The sequence below is a fragment of the Novosphingobium sp. 1529 genome, assembly GCF_040544855.1.
Taxonomy (GTDB): Bacteria; Pseudomonadota; Alphaproteobacteria; order Sphingomonadales; family Sphingomonadaceae; genus Novosphingobium; species Novosphingobium capsulatum.
Genome location: NZ_JBEPKW010000008.1, coordinates 102,079 through 122,384 on the forward strand (window position 1 = coordinate 102,079; position 20,306 = coordinate 122,384).

21 protein-coding genes are annotated in these 20,306 nt (G+C 65.2%); 10 read left to right on the forward strand and 11 right to left on the reverse strand.

The annotated features are described in order from the left end of the window. Positions 1–75 precede the first annotated feature (75 nt). From ABIC78_RS15335 to ABIC78_RS15345, 3 genes are all read right to left on the reverse strand, one after another. Positions 76–1,182, reverse strand: a complete 1,107-nt coding sequence (locus tag ABIC78_RS15335; protein WP_084391134.1) for a choice-of-anchor A family protein — start codon at positions 1,180–1,182, stop codon at positions 76–78. A 191-nt stretch (positions 1,183–1,373) separates the two neighbouring features. Next, positions 1,374–1,817 (reverse strand): protein tyrosine phosphatase family protein, encoded by a 444-nt coding sequence (locus ABIC78_RS15340; RefSeq protein WP_062788265.1) that lies wholly within the window; start codon positions 1,815–1,817, stop codon positions 1,374–1,376. 57 nt (positions 1,818–1,874) lie between these two features. Next, the gene (locus tag ABIC78_RS15345; protein ID WP_171797552.1) at positions 1,875–2,684 is read right to left on the reverse strand and encodes a TerC family protein; all 810 of its coding nucleotides are present in this window, start codon (positions 2,682–2,684) and stop codon (positions 1,875–1,877) included. 282 nt (positions 2,685–2,966) lie between these two features. On the opposite strand from ABIC78_RS15345, the gene ABIC78_RS15350 reads away from it, so the two are divergent. The 6 genes from ABIC78_RS15350 (at position 2,967) to queC (ending at position 8,255) form a co-directional block, all read left to right on the forward strand. Then, entirely contained in the window at positions 2,967–3,740 is a 774-nt protein-coding gene (locus ABIC78_RS15350) for a cold-shock protein (protein WP_171797553.1), read from the forward strand. Positions 3,741–3,894: 154 nt separating this feature from the next. Further along, positions 3,895–5,091, forward strand: coding sequence for an aspartate aminotransferase family protein (locus ABIC78_RS15355; RefSeq protein WP_171797554.1), 1,197 nt, complete (start codon positions 3,895–3,897; stop codon positions 5,089–5,091). A gap of 10 nt (positions 5,092–5,101) precedes the next feature. After that, positions 5,102–6,028: an ornithine carbamoyltransferase gene (argF, locus tag ABIC78_RS15360; RefSeq protein ID WP_171797555.1), complete on the forward strand. Its 927-nt coding sequence runs from the start codon at positions 5,102–5,104 to the stop codon at positions 6,026–6,028. A 30-nt stretch (positions 6,029–6,058) separates the two neighbouring features. Then, a complete protein-coding gene (hslO, locus tag ABIC78_RS15365) occupies positions 6,059–6,955 on the forward strand; it encodes an Hsp33 family molecular chaperone HslO (protein ID WP_062788271.1) in 897 nt (298 codons plus the stop codon). A gap of 96 nt (positions 6,956–7,051) precedes the next feature. Beyond that, positions 7,052–7,480 carry a DUF3617 domain-containing protein gene (locus tag ABIC78_RS15370; protein ID WP_309806426.1) on the forward strand — a complete coding sequence of 143 codons (429 nt, stop codon included), beginning with the start codon at positions 7,052–7,054 and terminating at the stop codon, positions 7,478–7,480. Positions 7,481–7,541: 61 nt separating this feature from the next. Further along, entirely contained in the window at positions 7,542–8,255 is a 714-nt protein-coding gene (gene queC, locus ABIC78_RS15375) for a 7-cyano-7-deazaguanine synthase QueC (RefSeq protein WP_171797556.1), read from the forward strand. Between the two features lie 82 nt (positions 8,256–8,337). Here the strand turns inward: queC and ABIC78_RS15380 are convergent, their stop codons facing one another. Together ABIC78_RS15380 and ABIC78_RS15385 are read right to left on the reverse strand one after the other, a co-directional pair. Further along, a complete protein-coding gene (locus ABIC78_RS15380) occupies positions 8,338–8,937 on the reverse strand; it encodes a superoxide dismutase family protein (protein ID WP_107717475.1) in 600 nt (199 codons plus the stop codon). A 152-nt stretch (positions 8,938–9,089) separates the two neighbouring features. Next, positions 9,090–10,199 carry an OmpA family protein gene (locus tag ABIC78_RS15385; RefSeq protein WP_107717474.1) on the reverse strand — a complete coding sequence of 370 codons (1,110 nt, stop codon included), beginning with the start codon at positions 10,197–10,199 and terminating at the stop codon, positions 9,090–9,092. Positions 10,200–10,614: 415 nt separating this feature from the next. Between ABIC78_RS15385 and ABIC78_RS15390 the strand changes: the two genes are divergently transcribed. Beyond that, complete coding sequence (locus tag ABIC78_RS15390; RefSeq protein ID WP_062788158.1) at positions 10,615–11,256, forward strand: YqaA family protein; 642 nt, start codon at positions 10,615–10,617, stop codon at positions 11,254–11,256. Between the two features lie 134 nt (positions 11,257–11,390). Continuing rightward, positions 11,391–11,687, forward strand: a complete 297-nt coding sequence (locus ABIC78_RS15395) for an usg protein (RefSeq protein WP_062788142.1) — start codon at positions 11,391–11,393, stop codon at positions 11,685–11,687. 62 nt (positions 11,688–11,749) lie between these two features. Here the strand turns inward: ABIC78_RS15395 and ABIC78_RS15400 are convergent, their stop codons facing one another. Genes ABIC78_RS15400 through ABIC78_RS15410 form a run of 3 tightly spaced genes read right to left on the reverse strand, consistent with a single transcriptional unit; the run spans position 11,750 to position 15,310 of the window. Next, entirely contained in the window at positions 11,750–13,492 is a 1,743-nt protein-coding gene (locus tag ABIC78_RS15400; RefSeq protein ID WP_171797557.1) for an alpha/beta hydrolase-fold protein, read from the reverse strand. A 58-nt stretch (positions 13,493–13,550) separates the two neighbouring features. Continuing rightward, positions 13,551–14,537, reverse strand: coding sequence for a quinoprotein relay system zinc metallohydrolase 1 (locus ABIC78_RS15405; RefSeq protein WP_171797558.1), 987 nt, complete (start codon positions 14,535–14,537; stop codon positions 13,551–13,553). Beyond that, positions 14,534–15,310, reverse strand: coding sequence for a quinoprotein dehydrogenase-associated SoxYZ-like carrier (locus tag ABIC78_RS15410; protein ID WP_171797559.1), 777 nt, complete (start codon positions 15,308–15,310; stop codon positions 14,534–14,536). The genes ABIC78_RS15405 and ABIC78_RS15410 overlap by 4 nt, the downstream gene beginning before the upstream one ends. A 91-nt stretch (positions 15,311–15,401) precedes the next feature. Between ABIC78_RS15410 and ABIC78_RS15415 the strand changes: the two genes are divergently transcribed. Both ABIC78_RS15415 and ABIC78_RS15420 read left to right on the forward strand, forming a co-directional pair. Further along, the gene (locus tag ABIC78_RS15415) at positions 15,402–15,980 is read left to right on the forward strand and encodes a rhodanese-like domain-containing protein (RefSeq protein ID WP_354490652.1); all 579 of its coding nucleotides are present in this window, start codon (positions 15,402–15,404) and stop codon (positions 15,978–15,980) included. A 48-nt stretch (positions 15,981–16,028) separates the two neighbouring features. Further along, complete coding sequence (locus ABIC78_RS15420; protein WP_171795304.1) at positions 16,029–16,322, forward strand: EthD family reductase; 294 nt, start codon at positions 16,029–16,031, stop codon at positions 16,320–16,322. Between the two features lie 53 nt (positions 16,323–16,375). Here the strand turns inward: ABIC78_RS15420 and ABIC78_RS15425 are convergent, their stop codons facing one another. From ABIC78_RS15425 to spt, 3 genes are all read right to left on the reverse strand, one after another. Further along, positions 16,376–18,163, reverse strand: a complete 1,788-nt coding sequence (locus ABIC78_RS15425; protein WP_171797560.1) for an amidohydrolase — start codon at positions 18,161–18,163, stop codon at positions 16,376–16,378. 124 nt (positions 18,164–18,287) lie between these two features. Next, entirely contained in the window at positions 18,288–19,100 is an 813-nt protein-coding gene (locus ABIC78_RS15430; protein WP_354490654.1) for an SGNH/GDSL hydrolase family protein, read from the reverse strand. Next, positions 19,100–20,299, reverse strand: a complete 1,200-nt coding sequence (spt, locus tag ABIC78_RS15435; protein ID WP_022674824.1) for a serine palmitoyltransferase — start codon at positions 20,297–20,299, stop codon at positions 19,100–19,102. Before spt ends, ABIC78_RS15430 begins: the two co-directional genes overlap by 1 nt. Positions 20,300–20,306 lie beyond the last annotated feature (7 nt).

The window sequence follows — 20,306 nt, forward strand, 5'->3', positions numbered from 1 at the left end:
CCTGATCCAGCCCAGTAAAAAAGGGGCCGCGCGTATCTGCCGCGCGGCCCCTTTTTTGTGCGACTATGCCGGGGTTCAGGCGGCTTCGGCGGACTCGCCCTTGGCTGGGCGCTCGCCCGGCTCGCGGCGCTTGCGGCCCAGGATCAGGCCGCCCAGGCCCAGGGCGAGCAGCGCCAGCATGCCCGGTTCGGGCACATCGGTGCCACCCGTGCTGCTGCTCGACGTGGATGACGAGGGGACCTGCGGATCGCTTGGCACGACATAGCCACCGCTATAGGTGCCGATGTGCATTTCCCCGTCCTGGGTCAGGCTGCCGAACACCGCCGAACCCTGGATATAATTGTAGGTGTGCGCGGCGGCCTTGGGCGCCAGCACCGATCCGCCCCAGGCGGTGGTCAGCGTCAGGTCGGTGGCATCGGCAAAGTTCCAGATCACGTGCTGGCCCAGGTTCGCCGTGCCGCCCAGGAAGTTGTCGTTCAGGTTGATCGTGCTGCCCGAAACGTTGACGATCACCGTATCGGCGCCATTGGTGTTGAACTGGATTTCGCCGATGGAATTGAGATCGGCCGCGGTGATCGAGAACACCGCCACGCCGCTGGCATTGGGCTGGGCATTGAAAGTGCCACGGTTGCCGCTGATCGCCAGGGTGCTGTTCGCGGTCTGCTGCGACAGCTGATAGGACAGCCCGGTCATGCTGGTCGACATCAGGCTGCCGTCCTGCTGCAGATTGCTGACAAATGCCGGATTGGTCGTGCCCAGGTTCGACTGCACGATGTTGGAATTGACGTTGGTGTTGGCGATCGATCCGCCCACCTGCACGGTCTGCGTCGCGCCGTTGAGGTTGAACCCGCTCGATACGCTGCCGCCCACGATTGCGCCCGAACCGTTGTTGAGGTTCTTGATCCCGCCGTTCACGTCACCTACCACGACCAGGCCCGGCCCGGTATAGCTCGATGCCGGCAGCGTGGAGATCAGGTAGTTCGATGAATTGCCGGTGAGGTTGCCACCAACGAACGTGCGCCCTTCCACTTCGGATGAGGACGTCAGGTTGCCCAGCACGATCAGGTTGTAGACCTTGAGCGCATCGATCCCCACCGGGGTGGACGCGGCCACGGCGTTGCAAGGAAGGGCCAGCGCAGCCAGAGTGGCAAGGGCAGCGGTCATCCGAGGGCGGACAGGCATGACGAATCGATTTCCTGAGGCATGCGCACCGGAATAGGACGCGCGCGATCCTCCTGCCCGCTTTGCGCCGTAACGCAACCGCGATTTGCCCATCGTGCCCTTGTGGCACAATGATTTGACAATCGTTAACGATCGAACGAGCTTGAAGGCGCCGGGGGGAGCGATCGCCCGCCCTCAGCGCGGGTCCAAGGTTAACCCGAAGCGCGTGCGCTCAGGATATCGACCTGGGCGCGGATCGGGCCGATGTCATACCCGCCCGCTGCTGCCTTGGCAGCGATCTCGAACGGGTTGGCGCCATTGGCGGCCTGGGCCAGCGCCCACAGCAGCGTCGATCGCGTGCCCGACCGGCAATAGGCCAGCACCGGCGCATCGCCCGCCTGGCGCAGGGCCTGCTGAAAGGCGTCTACCTGGGGCATCGAAAAGCCGGCATGGGTTACCGGAATGGCGACATAGGCAATGCCGGCATCCTGCGCCGCGGCGGCGATTTCCGCGCCCGGCGTCTGGTCGTCGGATTCGCCCTCGGGCCGGTTGTTGATGATCAGCGTCACGCCCAGTTCTTTGGCCAGGGCCACGTCTTCCACGGTAATCTGCGGGCTGGCCAGGAACTGGCTGTCGATCTGGCGAAACTGGGACATGGCAAACCCTTGTTGACGGGAGTGAATTGGCGAAAGTGAAGGAGCAGATGTGGCGGATCAGGCCTTGGCGCGCGCTACGCTGCGCTTGCGCCGGCCGGCAATGTTGAGCAGTTCTACAAAGACCGAAAAGCCCATCGCGGCATAGATATAGCCCTTGGGAATGTGCACGCCAAAGCCATCGGCCAACAGCACGAGCCCGATCATCACCAGGAACGCCAGGGCCAGCATGACGAGCGAGGGATTGCGCTCGATGAAGCGGGCCAACGGATCGGCGGCCAGCATCATCAGCGATACGGTGGTGACCACGGCGGCGATCATGATCGCAACCTGGTCGGTCATGCCCACGGCGGTGAGGATCGAATCGATCGAAAATACCAGGTCGAGCGCGATGATCTGCGCGATCGTCGCGCCGAAATTGGCAACCACGGCTTGTCCGGTGCTCTTGCCGTCATGGCCCTTGTGGTCGAGCATTTCGCCGCTTGGTTCGGGATCGAGCGTGTGGTGGATTTCCTTGGTCGCCTTCCACAGCAGGAACAGCCCGCCCGCCACCAGAATCAGGTCGCGGCCCGAAAATGCCGTTTCGAACGTGGGTTCGCCATGGGCGCCGGGTGCGCCGCGCAGGCCCAGGTCGAACAGCGGGGTCTGCAAGGTCACGATCCAGCCGATCAGCGACAGCAGCGCCAGCCGAAGAACCAGCGCCAGCGCCAGGCCGATGCGCCGCGCCCGCGCCTGCTGGTGGGCGGGCAACTTGTTCGAGAGAATCGCGATGAACACCAGGTTGTCGATGCCCAAGACGATTTCGAGCAGCACCAGGGTGAGAAACGCAACCCAGGCTTGCGGGTCGGAAAGAAGAGCGACAAGGTCCATGGCGCGCTTGTGCCGTATCGTTCAGCCCCCGGCAAGGCGTCAGGGGGCAGCAAAGCGCGGCACTTTTGTCACGAATTGTGGCTGCGAACGATATTTTGCGGTGGAATCACCTGCGCCCGTCGATTCCGTTCGCGCATCGGCTTTTTCTTCGTTATAGTCCTTGGCGCAATGGAGAGGGCCGGCCCTAAAGCCCGGCACGTTGTCCTTGTCGCGCCCCTGGTCTCCGCGTCCGGCCAGTGGCGCCAGGAAATTTGGGGCGGATTGTAAGGTTTATTGGGTTTTATGGGTTTTGACAGAGGGCGGCGTGGTCGCGGACGCGACAAGCGCGACGGTTTCGGCGACGACGGTTTCGATCCCTACGGCGGCGGTGGCGGTTTTGGCGGTGGCTACGATCGCGGCGGCTTCGGCGGCGGTGACCGTGGTGGCTTTGGCGGCGGCAATCGCGGCGGCGGCTTCGGCGGCGGCGACCGTGGTGGCTTCGGCGGCGGTGATCGCGGCGGCTTCGGCGGCGGCAATCGCGGCGGCGGTGGTGGCGGCTTCGGCGGCCCGCGCGGCGGCGGCATGCCTGCACAGGTTGTCGGCACCGGCAAGGGCGTCGTCAAGTTCTTCAACGGCCAGAAGGGCTTCGGCTTCATTCAGCGCGAAGACGGCGGTGAAGACGTGTTCGTCCACATCAGCGCCGTGGAACGTGCCGGCCTCGAAGGCCTGGCCGAAGGCCAGACGCTGGAATTCAACCTGGTTGATCGTGGTGGCAAGGTTTCTGCCGCTGACCTTCAGGTTGTTGGCGATGTCATCCCCGTGGCGGCCAAGCCCGCAGCCCCGCAGCGCCAGCTGACCGGTGAAAAGGCCACTGGCACGGTCAAGTTCTTCAACGGCATGAAGGGCTTCGGCTTCATCACCCGTGATGACGGCCAGCCCGACGCGTTCGTGCACATCAGTGCCGTTGAACGTTCCGGCATGCGCGAGCTCAACGAAGGCGACAAGCTGGAGTTCGACCTCGAAGTTGATCGACGAGGCAAGTACTCGGCGGTCAACCTGGTGCCGCGCCAGGATTGATCCCGGCCGCATTGCCCCTCGGGTCTGTGAGACCCAGGGGCCTTGCATCACCACATACGCGTGCAAATGGCGGTCCGCTGGGCCGCCATTTGTCGTTTTGCAGCCATCCCCGTTCCAAACACCTTTATCCTTGGAAACTACAGGAGCATTGCCCATGTCCATCACCCCGCTCATGCCCGTCTATCCCCGGTGTGGCGTGCGTCCGGTGCGCGGGGAACACTGCCACCTGATTTCCGAGGACGGCACGCGCTATCTCGATTTCGCCAGCGGCATCGCGGTCAATCTGCTGGGCCATTCGCACCCGCACCTGATCGGCGCGATCCAGCGCCAGGCCGAAACGCTGATGCACGTGTCCAATCTCTATGGCAGCCCCCAGGGCGAGGCGCTGGCGCAGCGCCTGGTCGACATGACCTTTGCCGATACGGTGTTCTTCACCAATTCCGGGGCCGAGGCGGTGGAATGCGCGATCAAGACCGCGCGCGCCTATCACCAGTATCACGGCCAGGCCCCGGAACGGTTCGAGATCATCACCTATCGCAATGCCTTTCACGGCCGCACGATGGGCACGATCAGCGCGTCCGATCAGGAAAAGATGCACAAGGGCTTCCTGCCCATCCTGCCCGGTTTCCATTATGTCGATTTCAACGATCTGGAAGCGACCAAGGCGCTGATCGGCCCGCATACCGCCGGCATCCTGGTCGAGCCGATCCAGGGCGAAGGCGGGATTCGGGAAGGCAGCGAAGAGTTCATCAAGGGCCTACGCGCGCTGTGTGACGAGCACGGCCTGATGCTGATCTTTGACGAGGTGCAGTGCGGCGTGGCGCGCAGCGGCACGATGTTCGCCTATGAACAGTATGGCGTGGCGCCCGATATCATGGCGATCGCCAAGGGCATTGGCGGCGGCTTCCCGCTTGGCGCGTGCCTCGCTACCGAAACGGCGGCACGCGGCATGGTGTTTGGCACCCACGGCAGCACCTATGGCGGCAATCCGCTGGCCATGGCGGCCGGCAATGCCGTGCTCGATGTCGTCGCCACTCCCGAATTTCTTGCCCAGGTGCGCGCCACCGGCGATCGCCTCAAGGCGCGGCTCGAACAGTTCATCGGCAACTATCCCGACCTGTTCGAACTGGTCCGCGGCAAGGGGCTGATGCTGGGGGTGAAGTGCAAGGTCGAGCCGCGCCCGTTCGTGGCCCACATGCGCGACAATCACCAGCTTCTGGCCGTGGCCGCTGGCGACATGGCGTTCCGCGTCCTGCCGCCGCTGGTGATCGACGACAGCCACATCGATGAATTCATGGACAAGCTTTCGGCCGCCGCGGCCAGCTATGTTCCTCCGGCTCCTGCGGCGTGAGACAGCGGTAATGATCAGGCATTTCCTCAATCTTTCCGATGCCGGCGGTGATGCGGTCGCCGCGATGCTGGCCGACGCGCTTGATCGCAAGGCTGCCCGCGCGGCCTGGCCCAAGGGCCGGGTCGATGCAGATGCGCCGCTGGCTGGCCATATCCTGGCGATGGTGTTCGAAAAGAATTCCACCCGCACGCGCGTGTCGTTCGACGTGGCGATGCGCCAACTCGGCGGCTCGGCGCTGATTCTCGATGCCGGCAATACCCAGCTGGGCCGGGGCGAAACCATCGCCGATACCGCGCGCGTGCTCAGCCGCATGGCCGATGCCATCATGCTGCGCACCGACGATCACGCCAAGGTCGAGGAACTGGCCCACTATGCCAGCGTTCCGGTGATCAATGGGCTCACCGATCTTTCCCACCCCTGCCAGATCATGGCCGATCTGTTGACCGTGATCGAACATGGCAAGGCGCTGCCCGGCCTGACCGTTGCCTGGCTGGGCGACGGCAACAACGTGCTCAACTCGATCGTCGAGGCGGCCGGGCTGATGAAGTTCAATGTACGCATCGGCGTGCCCGAGGGCTATGATTGCGACGCCGGCTTCATCACCCGCGCCCAGGCACAAGGCGCAGCCATCACCGTGCATCGCGACGCGGCAGAGGCCGTGGCCGGGGCCGATGTGGTGGTCACCGATACGTGGATTTCGATGGGCCAGGCCCACGCCGAAGCCAAGCTGGCGGCCATGGCGCCGTTCCAGGTTGACGAAGCGCTGATGGCCCGCGCCAAGCGCGATGCGCTGTTCCTGCACTGCCTGCCGGCGCACCGCAACGAAGAGGTGACCGACGCCGTGATCGACGGGCCGCGTTCGGTGGTGTGGGACGAGGCGGAAAACCGCATTCACGCCCAGAAATCCGTTCTGCGCTGGGCCTTTGGCCAAGTCTGACCAGCGCGTCTTGTACAAACGAAAGCTTCCATGACCGACCAAGCCGAAACCGGATTTGACCAGGTATTGCAGTTCACCGTCCCCGGACGCGACGCGCGGGGGCGGGTAGTGCGCCTGGGGCCGGTGCTCGATACCGTGCTTTCCGCCCATGCCTATCCGGCGCCGATCCGCAACCTGCTGGCCGAAGCGCTGACTCTGACCGCGCTGCTCGGCGCGCTGCTCAAGGACGACGACGGCCAGCTGACCATGCAGGCGCAGACCCAGGATGGCGTGGTCGATCTGCTGGTATGCGATTATCGCGGCGGCGAATTGCGCGGCTATGTCCGCCACGATCGTGCGCGGCTGGACGAGCTGGGTCCGCATCCCTCGCTGCATGCGCTGTTCGGCGATGGTTACCTGGCGATCACGTTTGATCTGGCCAGCAGTGATCAGCGCTATCAGGGCATTGTCCCGCTCGAAGGGGATTGCCTGGCGCGCGCCTGCGAAAGCTATTTCTTCCAGTCGGAACAGGTGCCTACGCTGATCCGGGTGGGGGTGCATGCGGAAAACGGCCGCACCGTGGCGGGCGCCTTGCTGGTGCAGCACTTGCCCGATGGCGAGGAGGGGCGCGAGCGCCTGCACGCGCGGCTCGATCACCCGGAATGGGAACATGTCGCCGCGCTGGCCGGTTCCCTTACCGATGAAGAGCTCACCGATCCGCAGCTCGGGCTGGAAAGCCTGGTGTGGCGCCTGTTTCACGAGGAAAGCGAAGTACGTGTTGCCCAGGGCCATCCGCTCACGCGGGGGTGCCGCTGCACGGCCGAGCATTATCGCGATCTGCTGGCCCGCTTTGGTGCGGAACAGCGCGCGGAAATGGCCAACGACGATGGTCTTATCGTCGTCGACTGCGCGTTCTGCTCGAAAGAGTTTCCGCTTCGTTTCGATTGACGGCCGTTGCCGAGCGGAGGTCTTCAATCGCACCAGCATCGCAGCTATATTGCCAAGGGCTGCCGCAGCCTGGGCGGCAGGGTTGGAGGGTGGTTGATGACGTATCGTAACGCGCTGCGCCGCGCCCTCGCTGCGGTGATCGTCCTGCCGGCATTGGCTTGGGTCGCCCCCGCCGATGCCGAAAGGGCGCCGGCCACTCTCGCGATGCTCGATCGCATCGCGCCGGGCCAATGGCAGGTCCACGCGCGCGAGGCTGGCGGATTTGAGGGCCGGCTGTGCCTCGCTGAAGGGCGCCCGCTGATCCAGCTACGCCATCCGGGGCAGGCTTGCCGCCAGTTCGTGGTGCAGGACGAAGCCAACGCCATTTCCGTCAGCTATGTCTGCGGGCAGGCCGGCTCGGGCTTGACACGCATCCGCTATGAAAACGATCAACTGCTGCAGATCGAGGCGCAGGGCATCGCCAAGGGACTGCCTTTTTCCTTCAACGCCGAAGCGCGGCGCCTGGGCAACTGCACCGCGCGCTGATCACGCTGCGAACGCCTGGCTGGGGGTTGCCTGTGCCGGGCGAGGGGGCTAGCCCCGTAGCATGACTGATACCCAATTGTCTTCTTCGTCCGGCGCAGAATCGGTGCCGCTGGCGGTTGTCCTGCTTTCCGGCGGGCTCGATTCAATGGTCTGCGCTGCGCTTGCGCAAGAGCAGGGTTTCCGTGTCCTGGCCCTCACCATCGATTACAACCAGCGCCATCGCGTGGAACTGGATGCCGCGCGGGTGATCGCGGCGCGCCTGCAGGTTGAGCGTCATGTCATCCTGCCGCTCGATCTGCGCCAGTTCGGTGGATCGGCGCTGACCGACGCGATCGACGTGCCCAAGGATGGGCTGACCGACGATATCCCAATCACCTATGTGCCAGCGCGCAACCTGGTGTTCCTCTCCCTCGCACTTGCCTGGGCAGAGGCGGCGGGGGCGAACGCGCTGTTTATCGGCGTCAACGCGCTGGATTATTCCGGCTACCCCGACTGCCGCCCGGAATTCATCCACGGGTTCGAAGGGCTCGCCCGCGTTGCCACCAAAGTCGGCAGCCAGGGTGGCACGGTAACCGTGCACGCGCCGCTGCAACACCTCAAGAAGTCAGAGATCGCCCAGGAAGCGGCCCGGCTGGGCCTCGATGCCGGGGAAAGCTGGTCGTGCTATGATCCGCTGCCCGATGGCCGGGCTTGTGGGGAATGCGACAGTTGCCGTTTGCGCAAGGCGGGCTTCGCCGAAGCAGGCCTGACCGATGGAACGCGCTACGGCGCCTGAGCGCCCGGCCTAGTTGGACCGACACGACAAGGGGACGAGCAGGCAGGCCCTGCTCGTCCCCTTCGTTCATTCAGGTGCTGTATTACTGGCGAACGAACACGCCGCAGGCGAGGCGCGCGCCGCTGTTGCCGCTGGGATCGGTCTTGTAATCGTCGGGCGCGGCATGGATGACCAGCGCCGTGCCATCGGCATCGAACAGCGCCGGGCCGGTCATGTCGGCGCCGCCACGCAGGGCAAAGTCCAGTGCCCCGGTGCCGTCGGCTCCCACGGTCAGGTTGGTAAGGTCACCCAGGTGCGCCCCGGCGGGGTTTTCCGCGCCATGCTGGTGGCCATCGGGATTGAGATGCCCACCCGCAGTGGTGAAGCCGGGGGCATCACACTTGCCAACGGTGTGCAGGTGAATGCCGTGGACGCCGGGCGGCAGGCCCTTGGCATCGACGTGGACACGGAACCCGTCAGGACCCTGGAGCAGTTCGGCGGTGCCCGCGCTGGCGCCGCTGGCCAGCATCAGCGTGGCATTGGCCACGACTTGTGCCTTGGGCATCGGGGCGCTGTGCATGCCCGCCATGCTGCCATCGCCACAGGCAGACAGCGCAATCGGCAGGGCAAGCGCGACGATCGCGCGCGGCGCGAAGGTGGTTACGGTACGGCGCAGGCGAGAGGACAGAAGCGGGGAAGGCATGGTGGGATCTCCGTGGCTTATGCCGCCATCAAGGCTGGGGCCGATACGCGGCGTATCGTATGTCGCAACAACGAAAAAGGGGCCGGATTGCTCCGGCCCCTCGTTCGTTTTGGGTCTTCATGACCGGCCCCGTTTGACCGGGGCCGTGCCACTTAGTTGCCCGAACCCGGACCGTACGTGATTTCCACGCGACGGTTCTGCAGTTCACGCACGCCGTCGGCGGTCGGAACGCGCGGGTTGGCTTCACCAAAGGCCTGGCTGGTGATCGTCGAGGCCGGGATGCCGTGCGACGTCAGGTAAGCCTGGACCGAGGAGTTACGACGTGCGGACAGGCCAAGGTTGTACTTGGGCGAGCCCGAACGGTCGGTGTAGCCGGCCAGCATGATCGGAACAGTCTGGCAGTTGCCATACTGGGTGATCGCGTTGTCGAGAATGGTCGCCGCTTCAGGCGTGATGTCCGACTTGTTCCAGTCGAAGAACACGATGTACGGGCCCTTGTTGCACACCGGCGGCGGAGGAGGCGGCGGCGGAGGCGGAGGGGGCGGAGGCGGCGGGGGCGGCGGCGGGGGCGGCGGGGGCGGCGGGGGAGCCTGCTCTTCGCCACCGAAGTTGTAGGTCAGCGTGCCCAGGATCGAGTGCGAGCGTAGACGCGTCGAGAAGTTGGCGCCGGCATAAGCACCCGAGGTGCCAACCAGGTTCACGTCCTGAACGTTGAAGAAGCGGTACTTCAGACCCACGTCGACGTGCTTGCTGAGCGGCGCGCGAACGCCGGCCAGAACCTGCCAAGCGAACTTGGTCTTCGAGTCGTCGAGCAGACCTTCGGGCGTGGCGACATAGTACTTCGCCTTGGCGACACCGGCACCACCGCCGATGAAGCCCTGCAGGCCATCGTCGGGACCGAAGTCGAGCAGGCCGTTGACCATGAAGCTCAGCGCGCTGGTGCTGCCGCCGATCTGGCCATTGTCACGCGAGTATTCAGCGCCGGTGACGTTGTTACGCACGTTGCTGTTACGAGCACGACGATAGCTGGCTTCGGTTTCGAGGCGGAAGCCACCGAAATCGTAACCCACCACGGCGCCAAAGTCGTAGCCGGTCTTGGAGCTCACGGTGGCGGCATTGGCCGTACCGTTCACATTGTGGTCGGCGTCTTCGAGCAGCATCGCGCCGCCATCACCTTCCACATACCAGCTCTTGCTCTTGGCAAGCGCGGGCGTCGCCATTGCGCTTGATGCCAAGGCCAGGCCCAGGATCAGTTTCCGCATTACGTTTCCCCTTTTTTGCGAGATCATGCCACGTCGTGGCGGTTGTCTACCGGTTCTGTTATGTTCATGCAAGCGGACACACGCGTGAACTGTTGCCTAAAAGCCACTGTAACAGTTGCCCTCGCAGCAATTTCCCGGTTGAAACCACCCTCATGTGCCCCCTCCAATGCGGAAGGCGGAAGCAGGTTCCCGATTGACCATCAAAAAAATTTAAGATGAGGCGAATTTTCATTGCGATGACCGGTGCAAATCGATGCAACCAAGCCGGTGAACCGGGTGCCAATCTGGCTTGCCCAGGCTTGTAGCCGGCCTTTCAGCGGCCCGCTGACATGGCTGGCGCAATCTTGTGCACTGCACTAGGGAGGTGTGGCTCATAGGGCGCGGTGGCGCCGTGGACCGGGGAATCGACAAGACCATGCTGCGCCGCCTTTACGAATGGACCATGGCCAAGGCCGCCCATCGCCATGCGGCATGGTGGCTGTTCCTGTTCGCGTTCATGGAAGCCAGCTTCTTCCCGATCCCGCCGCATCCGCTGCTGGGCCTGATGTGCCTGGCGCAGCCGCGCAAGGCCGTGCGCTATGCCGCGTTTGCCACGGCAGGCTCTGTCATTGGCGGGTTGCTTGGCTATGCCATCGGGCATTTCCTCTACGATAGCGTGGGCACGCAACTGCTTGCGCTGCTTCACCTGACGCAAAGCTTCCCCAAGGCGGCCTGTTATCTGCGCGAGTACGGCGTGGAGATCATCGTGCTCAAGGGCGCGACGCCGATCCCGTTCAAGCTGCTCACCATCACTGCTGGCTTCATCGGCATGCCGCTGCTGCCCTTCTTCCTGGCCAGCGTGGTGTCGCGCTCGATCAGCTTCATGATCGTGGGCGTGCTGTTCCGCCTGTTCGGGGCGCCGATCAAGCGCTTCATCGACAAGTACCTCGGCCTGGTCACGGCGGGCTTTGTCGTGTTGGTCGTGGCTGGCTTCGCAGCTGCAACCTTGCTGGGCGGCGGCGGCGCCAAGAATGCGGCGATGGAGCGCTGCGAAAAGGCCATTCTCACCCAGCCGTAAACGCCGCAGCGGTTAAGCCCCCGTCTTGACTGCGGCGCACGACGTGCCAAGTTCACCGTGTTGGATCTTCAGGCTGTCACGGGGCCTGACCGCGTTGCGGTGGGCCAGGCCCCTTGCTTTGGCGGAGGGAAGGCATGGCGCGTGGTGGAGCGAATACTCAGCAGATTGACAGTGGTTTCTTGGAGCAACTTGCCGGCTACGGCCTGACCACGATCGAGGTGCATTATTACATGCCCGATCACCCGGCGCTGCTCCAGATGTTTGCGTTTCAGCAATATGATCTTGCCCCGCGCTTCCCGCGCCTGGGTGGTTTTCTCGATCACTGGCGGCGCGAAATCGATGCCGCGCTGCATTCCATCCGCATCGCCCATCGGCATCTGATCGGTCCGCAGGAATACCGCGCGGTCAACGGCGTGATCACTATCAACTGATCGAGCCGGGCTGATCGAGCTGGACGGGCCCGCGCTTTTGCGTCGCGCCCGTCCGGTTTGGTTCAATAGCGCCAGCTCTTGAGATCGGCCCCGGCGGGGGCGGTCTCCGCGATCCGCTTGAGGATCTGGGGCAGGTAGAACGTGTGATAGCGCAGCCGCGAAATCGCGTTGGGCTGGGTATGGTCACCGCTCCAGCAATGCTCGGCCCGGTCGCCATAATCGACCACGCCGCGATAGGGCGGATCGCTCTTCTTGAGGAAATCGTCCATCAGATAGACGGCGTTGTTGAGGAAGTAATTGTCCATCGTGCCCACATAGATATGCAGCTTCCCCTGCAGCTTGGGCGCCAGGGTTGGCCAGTCGCGCTCCAGGATATGGCGCAGGTCATAGTTGTCGCGCCAATAGCCGGCCACCTTGGGATCGATCACGCCGGTGCGCTTGTCCCACAAGCGCTGCGGATAGCCGTCGGCCGCCATGGGTGAGAACACCGCTTCCCAGATATCCCATTGTCCGCCCGAGCGGTTCTTGTCGCCCAGCACCAGTTCCAGGCGGTTTTCCATCTCCATGGTGTAAGGCACATGGTCGAGCCAATCGCGCTTGCCGGGGTGCTCCACCCGCCCGAACGGTCCTTCATAGGCATAGGCGTTCTTGTCGGCATAGATATCGGTCAGCATGAACTGGCGGAAATCGATCGGATCGGGGCAGGCGGCAAAGGCGCCGTTATAGTCATCCGGGTACTTGATCTGCACGCCCAGCGATTCCCACCCGCCGGTCGATCCGCCATAGAGGAACCGCGCCCAGCCCTGGCCAAGGCCGCGGAACTTCTTCTCGATCGCCGGCACCAGTTCGTGGGTGATGGCATCGCCATAGGGCCCGAGGTTGGCCGAATTGACCGCATAGGAATCATCGTAATACGGGTTGGAATGGTCGATCTCCACCGCCAGGAAGCGGGGGAAGGCATCGCCGATCCACTGCTGGTAGAACGCATAGGCCTCTTCCTGCTCGGTGCGGTTGTAGCAGGGCAGGTTGAAGCGTTCGCTGCGTTCGCATTTCAGGTCGGGATCGGGCGGGGTGGTGCGAAAGCCACCGAAATCGGCCGGGAAGTGGCCATGGAAAATCATCAGCGGAAAGCGCGCCTCGGGATGCTTGTCGAAATCGCGCGGCACCAGGACGTGCGCGGTCAGATAGATGTCGCGCCCCCAGAACTTTGACAGCAGCGCACTGCGCATCTTGAAATGGCGCACGAAGGGCGTGTCAGCCGGTGGGGTGATCGGCGGGTTCACGTTGTCGAGCGTGAGGGCGATCGTGCCCGGCCTGGCCGGGTCGAAATCGACCGTCTGCGGCGTGCTGAACAGGTTGCCCGGCTCTGCCCGCCAATTCTGCCCGGCGCCGCGCGGCGCGGGCAGCTTCACCGTCTTGCCATTGCCCAGGTGATAGGTGTCATAGCGGTGCAGCACGGCCTGCACGGTATAGCGCCCGGCTGGCACGCTTTTGAGATCGAGCGTGGGAAAACCCAGCACCCCACTGCCCACCGTGATGCTGTTACCGGGCTTGAGGCCATCGACCGTCACACCGAAGACCTGCGCGGAATCATAGTCGGCCTTGACCTGTTCGCGCGGCTGCGGATCGGGCTTGGCCGCCAGGATCACCAGCACCCGCCCATCGACCGGCGCATTCTTGGCCGTTGCCGGCAGCGTGACGCGGAAATCCTCGGCCTGGGCCGGCACGCTGGCGAGGCCAAGCCCGATGCCCAAGCTCAGCCCCAGTGCCTGCGCCAGAAGACGATGACGTGCGATACGTTTCATGATGGTGCCCCCACCGAATTTGGTCAGGGCCGCACTATTCCTGCAAAAACGTCGCTTGTCAGCCGTTTCCGTTGCCACTGCCGGCGTCGATGCGCGGCAAGCGCTGCGCCTCGATGCCGGCATAGAAGTGCGCCACCGATCGCTGCAGTTCATAGCGCGCCAGCTTCACCGTGGCGAAGCGGTCGGGAATTGGCAGCGATCCCGCCTCGGTCATGTCGAGGCCTTGCGCGACCGCCTGGTTCAGCGCCTGCTCCAGCCAATCGAGCCAGTCGCGGGTCTGGGCGATGGCCGCCGTCCCGCTGGGATCGAGCGGGCCATGGCCGGGCACGAGTTGGTGATGGGGCAGGGCGGCCAGTGTCGTCAGGCTTTCGCGCCAGGCCGCGAGGTTGGCATCGGGCGTGGCCGGGGCGCGATCGTAAAACACCAGGTCACCGGCCAGGATCGTGCCGCTCGCCTCGTCCACCAGCACCAAGTCGCCATCGGAATGCCCCTTGAGCGCCATGGCCTGAAGCCGCCGGCCCGCAATCTCGATCGGCCCGGGAATGACCGTCGCACCGGGCAGGGCCACGGCAGTGCCGCGCATCCAGTCGGCCAGGATGCGATACATTGCATCGGCAAAGCCATTGCCGTCCCGCTCCAGTTCGGTGCGGGTGGCGGGCAGTGCGGCCATGATCGCCGGATCGAACGCCGCCGTGCCCAGGGCATGATCGGGGTGCAGATGGCTGAGGAACACACGCCGCACCGGGCCGTGGCACAGCTTTTCCGCCACCGCCGCCAGCCCTTGGGCATAGCGCAGCGACGGGCCGCAATCGAACAGCACGGCCCCGCCTTGCGGGCAGGCCATGATCACCGCATTGGCGATGGCGCCGCCATTGCCGAACACGATGGCCTCGTCCGCGCCGCGCACCAGCCAGATCCCCGGCCCGATCGGCTGGGGATCATAGGCATAGCGACCGGCAAAGGTTTCCGCCCGGGCCATGCGCGCCGACAATGCCACTGGTGCGGCGGCAAGCAGGCCCAGGATCGCGCGGCGCGATAGCGTCATGGTGCCAGCCTGCCGTCAAACGTGCGACCGTTGCTGTCGGCCATATGGATGCTGACCGGCCCGGCCTGCGTGGGCGGCAAGAGCAGGGTGAATGCCGGGTCTTCGGATACCGAGCCGTTGATCGTCATCGTGCCCAGCGCCGCGCCATCGGCGCCGCTGACCTGCATCGTCTCGATATTGTAGGCGGCGATATTGTCGACATAGCCGGTATCCATCGGATGGCGCACGCTCACGCGCAGGCGGGTATCGGCGGCCTCGTGCCACAGCTTCCCGCGCATTTCGCCCAGATGCTGCGCCCAATCGCCTTTGACCCGGCTGACCGGCGGGGCCGAGCAGCCACCGCCCGCCGCATCGATCCAGCGCCCGCCCACGTGCCACATGCCATCGGCGGTCAGCACCAGCGCCCGCACCGGCGTGCGCTGGTCCAGCTTGATGCGCAGGCTGACATAGGGAAGCGCGCCCTGGGGCTGGTAGTCGATCGCCACGGGCAAGGGGTTCAGATCCATCAGCACGACGATGCGCTGCACCTTGCCCAGCGCGCGGGCATCGACGGTAACGGGGAAAACATGCTGGTTTTCCGTCACATCGGGCATGGTCACGATCACCGCCGGATCAAACCGCACCGGCGCCTTGCCCAGCAGCCAGGCAGCATGGTTGGCCCACATTGGCGAGGCGAGCGGATCGGCCACCAGCCCAGGCGCAGGAGCGGCGGCGACAGGCGCTGCGCATGCCAGCAAAGCCATGATCGGCACGAGGAGGGCGGGGCGCTTCATACCAAGGCACCATTTGCCTTGATCGGGCAGCATTCTACAATTGCACCATAGGCCAAGATCGAGGGCCAGCTTGGGCAAGGGATGGGAGAGAATGATCGCAGCACTGCGTCGCATCCCGTGGGCAGGGATGGTGCTGGCCTTGATGGCCGCGCCGGTCCTTTCGTCAGCCTGGGCGCAACAGGCCGCGCCGTTCGATGCTCAGGGCTATCGCAACGCGGCATTCCGCGCGCCCGTGGACCGTGATCCGGCGCCAGCCAGCGCAATCCCGTTGGCGCAGGCGCGGCAGCTGGCGCCCGGCGCAGCGCTGTTCATCGATGTCTTGCCGGCCGAAGGCGCGCATCGTGATGGTGCCAGCGGTGCCTGGACGCTGGCCACCCCGCACGAGACGATTCCCGGCGCCCTGTGGTACCCGGAAACCGGCCGCGCCCCGCCCGACCCGCTGCTGTGGCAGGCGCTGACCACACAAGTTGCAGCCTTCCGCCGCCAGCATCCGGCTGCGCCGATCGTGCTGTTCTGCCGCGCCGATTGCTGGATGAGCTGGAACGCCGCCCGGCGTCTGGCGCTGGGCGGCGTTGCGGGCGTACGCTGGCTGGCCGAAGGGATTGAGGGATGGCACGATGCCGGCGGCAACCTGGTGCCGGCAACCCCCGTGCCGGTGCCCGACAAGTGATGCGTTGAAACCAGAAACACAATCAGAACCACTGACAGGAGAAATGCCATGGCCACGTTGATCGTCAGCTATCCCACGCACGAAGGCGCGCGGTTCGATGCCGCCTACTATACCGCCACGCATATCCCGCTGGTGGAGCGGCTGTGGACCCCGCACGGCTTTACCGGGGCCGAAGTGTTGTTTCCGGCGGGCGACCAGCCGTGGAAAGCGTCGGTCCTGCTGCGCTTTTCCAGCCAGGCGGCGATCGATGCCGCGCTGGCCAGCCCGGATACGCCGCAAGTGCTGGGCGATGTGGCCAATTTCACCGACATCGCCCCGGTGATCTACCGCGCGGCAGATTGAACGAGGGGCAACGCGGGGGCGGTTCACGCCCCCGCGTTGCCGGTTCGAGGTTGTCAGGGGGCGCGATAGACCACTTTGCCGCCCACCATGGTCAGCAGCACCCGGGTTTGCGCAATGGCATCGGGGTTGCCGGCAAAGATATCGCGATCGATCCAGATCAGATCGGCAAACTTGCCGCGTTTCAGGCTGCCCACCTGATGCTCGGCGCGTAGCGACCAGGCCGCGTTGATCGTGGCCGCGCGCACTGCCTGCATCACCGACAGCGGCGGTCCGCCCGATAGCGGCTGGCTGTATTCCGGCCCCGCCGAGGGATCGTTGCGCCGGGTTACCCCCACTTTCAGGGCAAACCATTCGTTCAGCGGATCGACCGGCCAGTCGCTGCCAAAGGTGATGCGCGCGCCGGCCTTGGCCAGCAGGCCCGAAGGCTCCATGAAGGCATAGCGCTTGGGGCCGAGGTAATCCTTGGCGCCGGCCACGGTATCAGCCGCCTGCTTGCCCCATTGCAGCGATAGCACCGGGGTGACGCCCAGTGCCTTGTAGCGCGGGAAATCAGTGGGATCGACGATCTCGTCATGGGCGATCGCCGGGCGCACATCGCGCGCCGGCTGGCTCTTGCGCAGGGCCGCCACGGCATCGAGCGCGATGCGTACCGCGCCATCGCCATCGGCATGCATGTGCGGGTCAAAGCCCAGTGCGGTGATGCGCTCCAGCAGCGGCGCCAGCACGGCGGGCGGGAAATAGGGCGCCGGACCCTTGTTGGTGCCGGGCTGCCAATCGGGCTTTTCCGGCGTGCCGTGGTTTTCCAGATAGGGTTGCAGCATCACCCCGGTAAAGGCCGGGGCGGTGATCACCCCATCCATGTAGAGCTTGATCGTGCGGACCATGATCGTGGGCTGCACTTGCGCCGCGCCCTGGTCATAGGTGCGCCGCCATTCGACGATGCGGGCCAGCGCCGGCTCGGGAGACGGGCCTTCCTCGGGCGCGATGTGAGGCGCGAAATGGCCGCGCGCGGTCAATTCCCCGGCCTTGGACAGTACGGAAAAGGCATGGATCGATTCGCGCGGCGCATCGGCATCGAGGAACGTGGTCACGCCCTGCGCTGCCATCGCGGCAAGGGCAGCGCGCGCGGCGACCACATCGTCTGCCGGCGTTGGCGTGGGCACCAGCTTGCGCACCAGGTCTTGCGCGGCGTCTTCCAAGAGGCCGGTGGGCGCGCCCGCGGCATCATGGTGGATCGCGCCACCCACTGGATCGGGTGTCTTGGCATCGATACCGGCCAGCGCCAGCGCCTTGCTGTTGACGAGGGCGGAATGCCCGAACGAGGAAAACACCGCCACGGGTCGCTGCGTCGGCAGCGCGTCCAGCATGGCCTTGGTCATGTCCACGCCCAGCGGCTGCATTTCCTGCTGGAACCAGTGCACCGCGATCAGCCACTTGCCATCGTTGCCCTGGCTGCCATCCTTGGCAGCGCAGGCCGATAGCGCCGCCTGGAATTCCGGCACGGTCAGTCGCTTGTACTGCAGGTCGCAGGCAAGCAGGCCGGCGCCGCCTTCCAGCGGGTGCATGTGTGCATCGATCAGGCCGGGCATGACCACGCCACCCTTGAGGTCGATGGTCTGGGTGGCCGGGCCGGCCATCGCCTTGGCCCCGGCGTCGCTGCCCAGATAGACGATGCGCCCATCCTTGATCGCGATCGCCTGGGCAACGCTGCCCTGCGCGTCGATAGTGTGGATCTGGCCGTGCAGCAGCACGGTATCGGCCACCGGCGCGGGCGCGGCGTGCGCCGCACTGGCCACCAGGGCCGAACCGGCCAGCAGCGAAATCAGGCGAAGGGAATGCATGCGGGCACCTCGCACATCGCGCGGCACCCCCTGTGCCGCCCTATCTGTGATCTAAGCAGATAGGGCGGGGGTAGGACAAGTGTCCAATTTTCGTCCAGGCAGGTCTGCCGGAACGGTAGGTGTGTCAGCGCGGCTTTTCTGCCTCGGCCAAGGCGGCGCGGGCGATCGGCTCCATCACGGCATAGCCGGCGGCATTGGGATGGACGCCATCGCTCGACAAGCCGGGCTTCATCGCCCCTTCGGGCGTGGCCATCGCGCTGTAGTAGTCGGCATAGGCCAGGCCGCGGGCACGGGCGAGGTCTTTGAGCCAGGCATTGAGCGCGGCAATCTGTGCGGCCGGCTTCATCTCGCTGCGCCAGTTGAAACCGCCGGCGGGCAGCACGCTGCCCAGCACCACGGCAATGCCATTGGCCTTGGCCAGATCGACCATCGCCAGCACGTTGGCAGCATATTCATCCGGGCTGGTCGGCCCGGTGTTGCCGGCCACGTCGTTGGTGCCGCACATGATGTGCACCACGCGCGGGCGCAGGCGTACTACGTCTTGATAGAACCGCAGCAGGATCTGCGGGCTGGTCTGCCCGGCAATGCCCCGATCAACGATGCCGCCGGCAAACATCGCCGGGGCGGTGGTCAGCCACCATTCGGTGATCGAATCGCCGATGAACACCGCGCGCAGCGGTTGCGGCACCTGGCGATCGGCCTTCTGATAGCGGCACAGGTTGCCCCAGTCATAGCCACCGACCCGGCTGGGCGTGCAGGGCTCGGTCACCATCGCGGTCGGGCCGATCGGCGCCACGGCGACGGTCACGCTGGGCGCCGGGGCGGGCACGGCCGGCTGCCCGGCCTGCGCTGCCAGTGCCGGCGACGCCGACAGCATCAGCGCCAGGGCCAGCGCGCCAGCGCCCGCCCCGGCCAGATCGGCAATTGCCCGGCGCATCAGATGATGCCCACCGCCTTGCCGGCGCGTTCGAACATGCCGATGATCGTCTGCACCTGCTCGGCGCTGTGCGCGGCGCAGAGCGAGCAGCGCAGCAAGGTCATCCCCGCTGGCGTTGCCGGCGGGCGCGCCAGGTTCACATAGAGCCCTTCGTGCAGCAGCGCTTCCCACATCATCGCGCCCCGCTCCAGATCGGGCATGATCACCGAGATGATCGCGCTTTGCGGCGTTGCCGTGCCCAGCTTGAAGCCGCGCTGGGTCAGGCCAGCGTGCAGGGTCTTGGAATTTTCCCACAGGTGCGCGCGCTTGTCGGCGGCGTGCATCAGCTTGCGGATCGACGTGCTGGCGGTGTGCACCACGCTGGGCGGCAGCGATGCGGTGAACACGTAAGGACGGCACACCAGGCGCAGGATTTCGAACTTGGGATGGTTCGAAACGCAGAAGCCGCCCACCGTGCCGACCGACTTGGAGAACGTGCCGATCACGAAATCGACCTGGTCGAGCACGCCCTGGTCTTCGGCGACGCCGCGCCCGTTGGGGCCGATGAAGCCCATCGAGTGCGCTTCGTCCACCAGCACCATGGCGCCGTGGGCCTTGGCAATGGCGATCATTTCCTTGAGCGGGGCGATATCGCCCAGCATCGAATAGACGCCTTCGAGCACGACGAGCTTGCCCGCGCCTTCGGGAATGCGCTTGAGGCGCTTTTCCATCGCCTCGATATCGTTGTGCTTGAACGGCACGACCTCGGCATCGCCCATCTTGCAGCCGTCCCAGATCGAGGCGTGGCTGTCGATGTCGAGGACGATGTAATCGCCCTTGCCGGCCATCGTGCTGATGATGCCCAGGTTCGCCTGGTAGCCGGTGGAGAACACCATGGCATGGTCCATGCCATAGAAGTCCTTGAGCGCGTCTTCCACGGCGCGGTGCCCGGCATAGGTGCCGTTGAGTACGCGGCTGCCGGTAGTGCCCGAGCCGAATTCATCAAGCGCCTGCTTGCCAGCGGCGATCACGTCCGGGTCGAACGTCATGCCCATGTAGTTGTACGTGCCCAGCAGGATCGTCTCGCGCCCGTTGCACACCGCGACGGTGGGCGAGATCACCTTTTCCATCACCAGGTTGAACGGATCGGTGACGCCGGTGGACAGCAGCGCGCGGCGCTGTTCGATCAGGCCGTCGAACTTGGAAAACAGGTCGGTCATGGGGGCG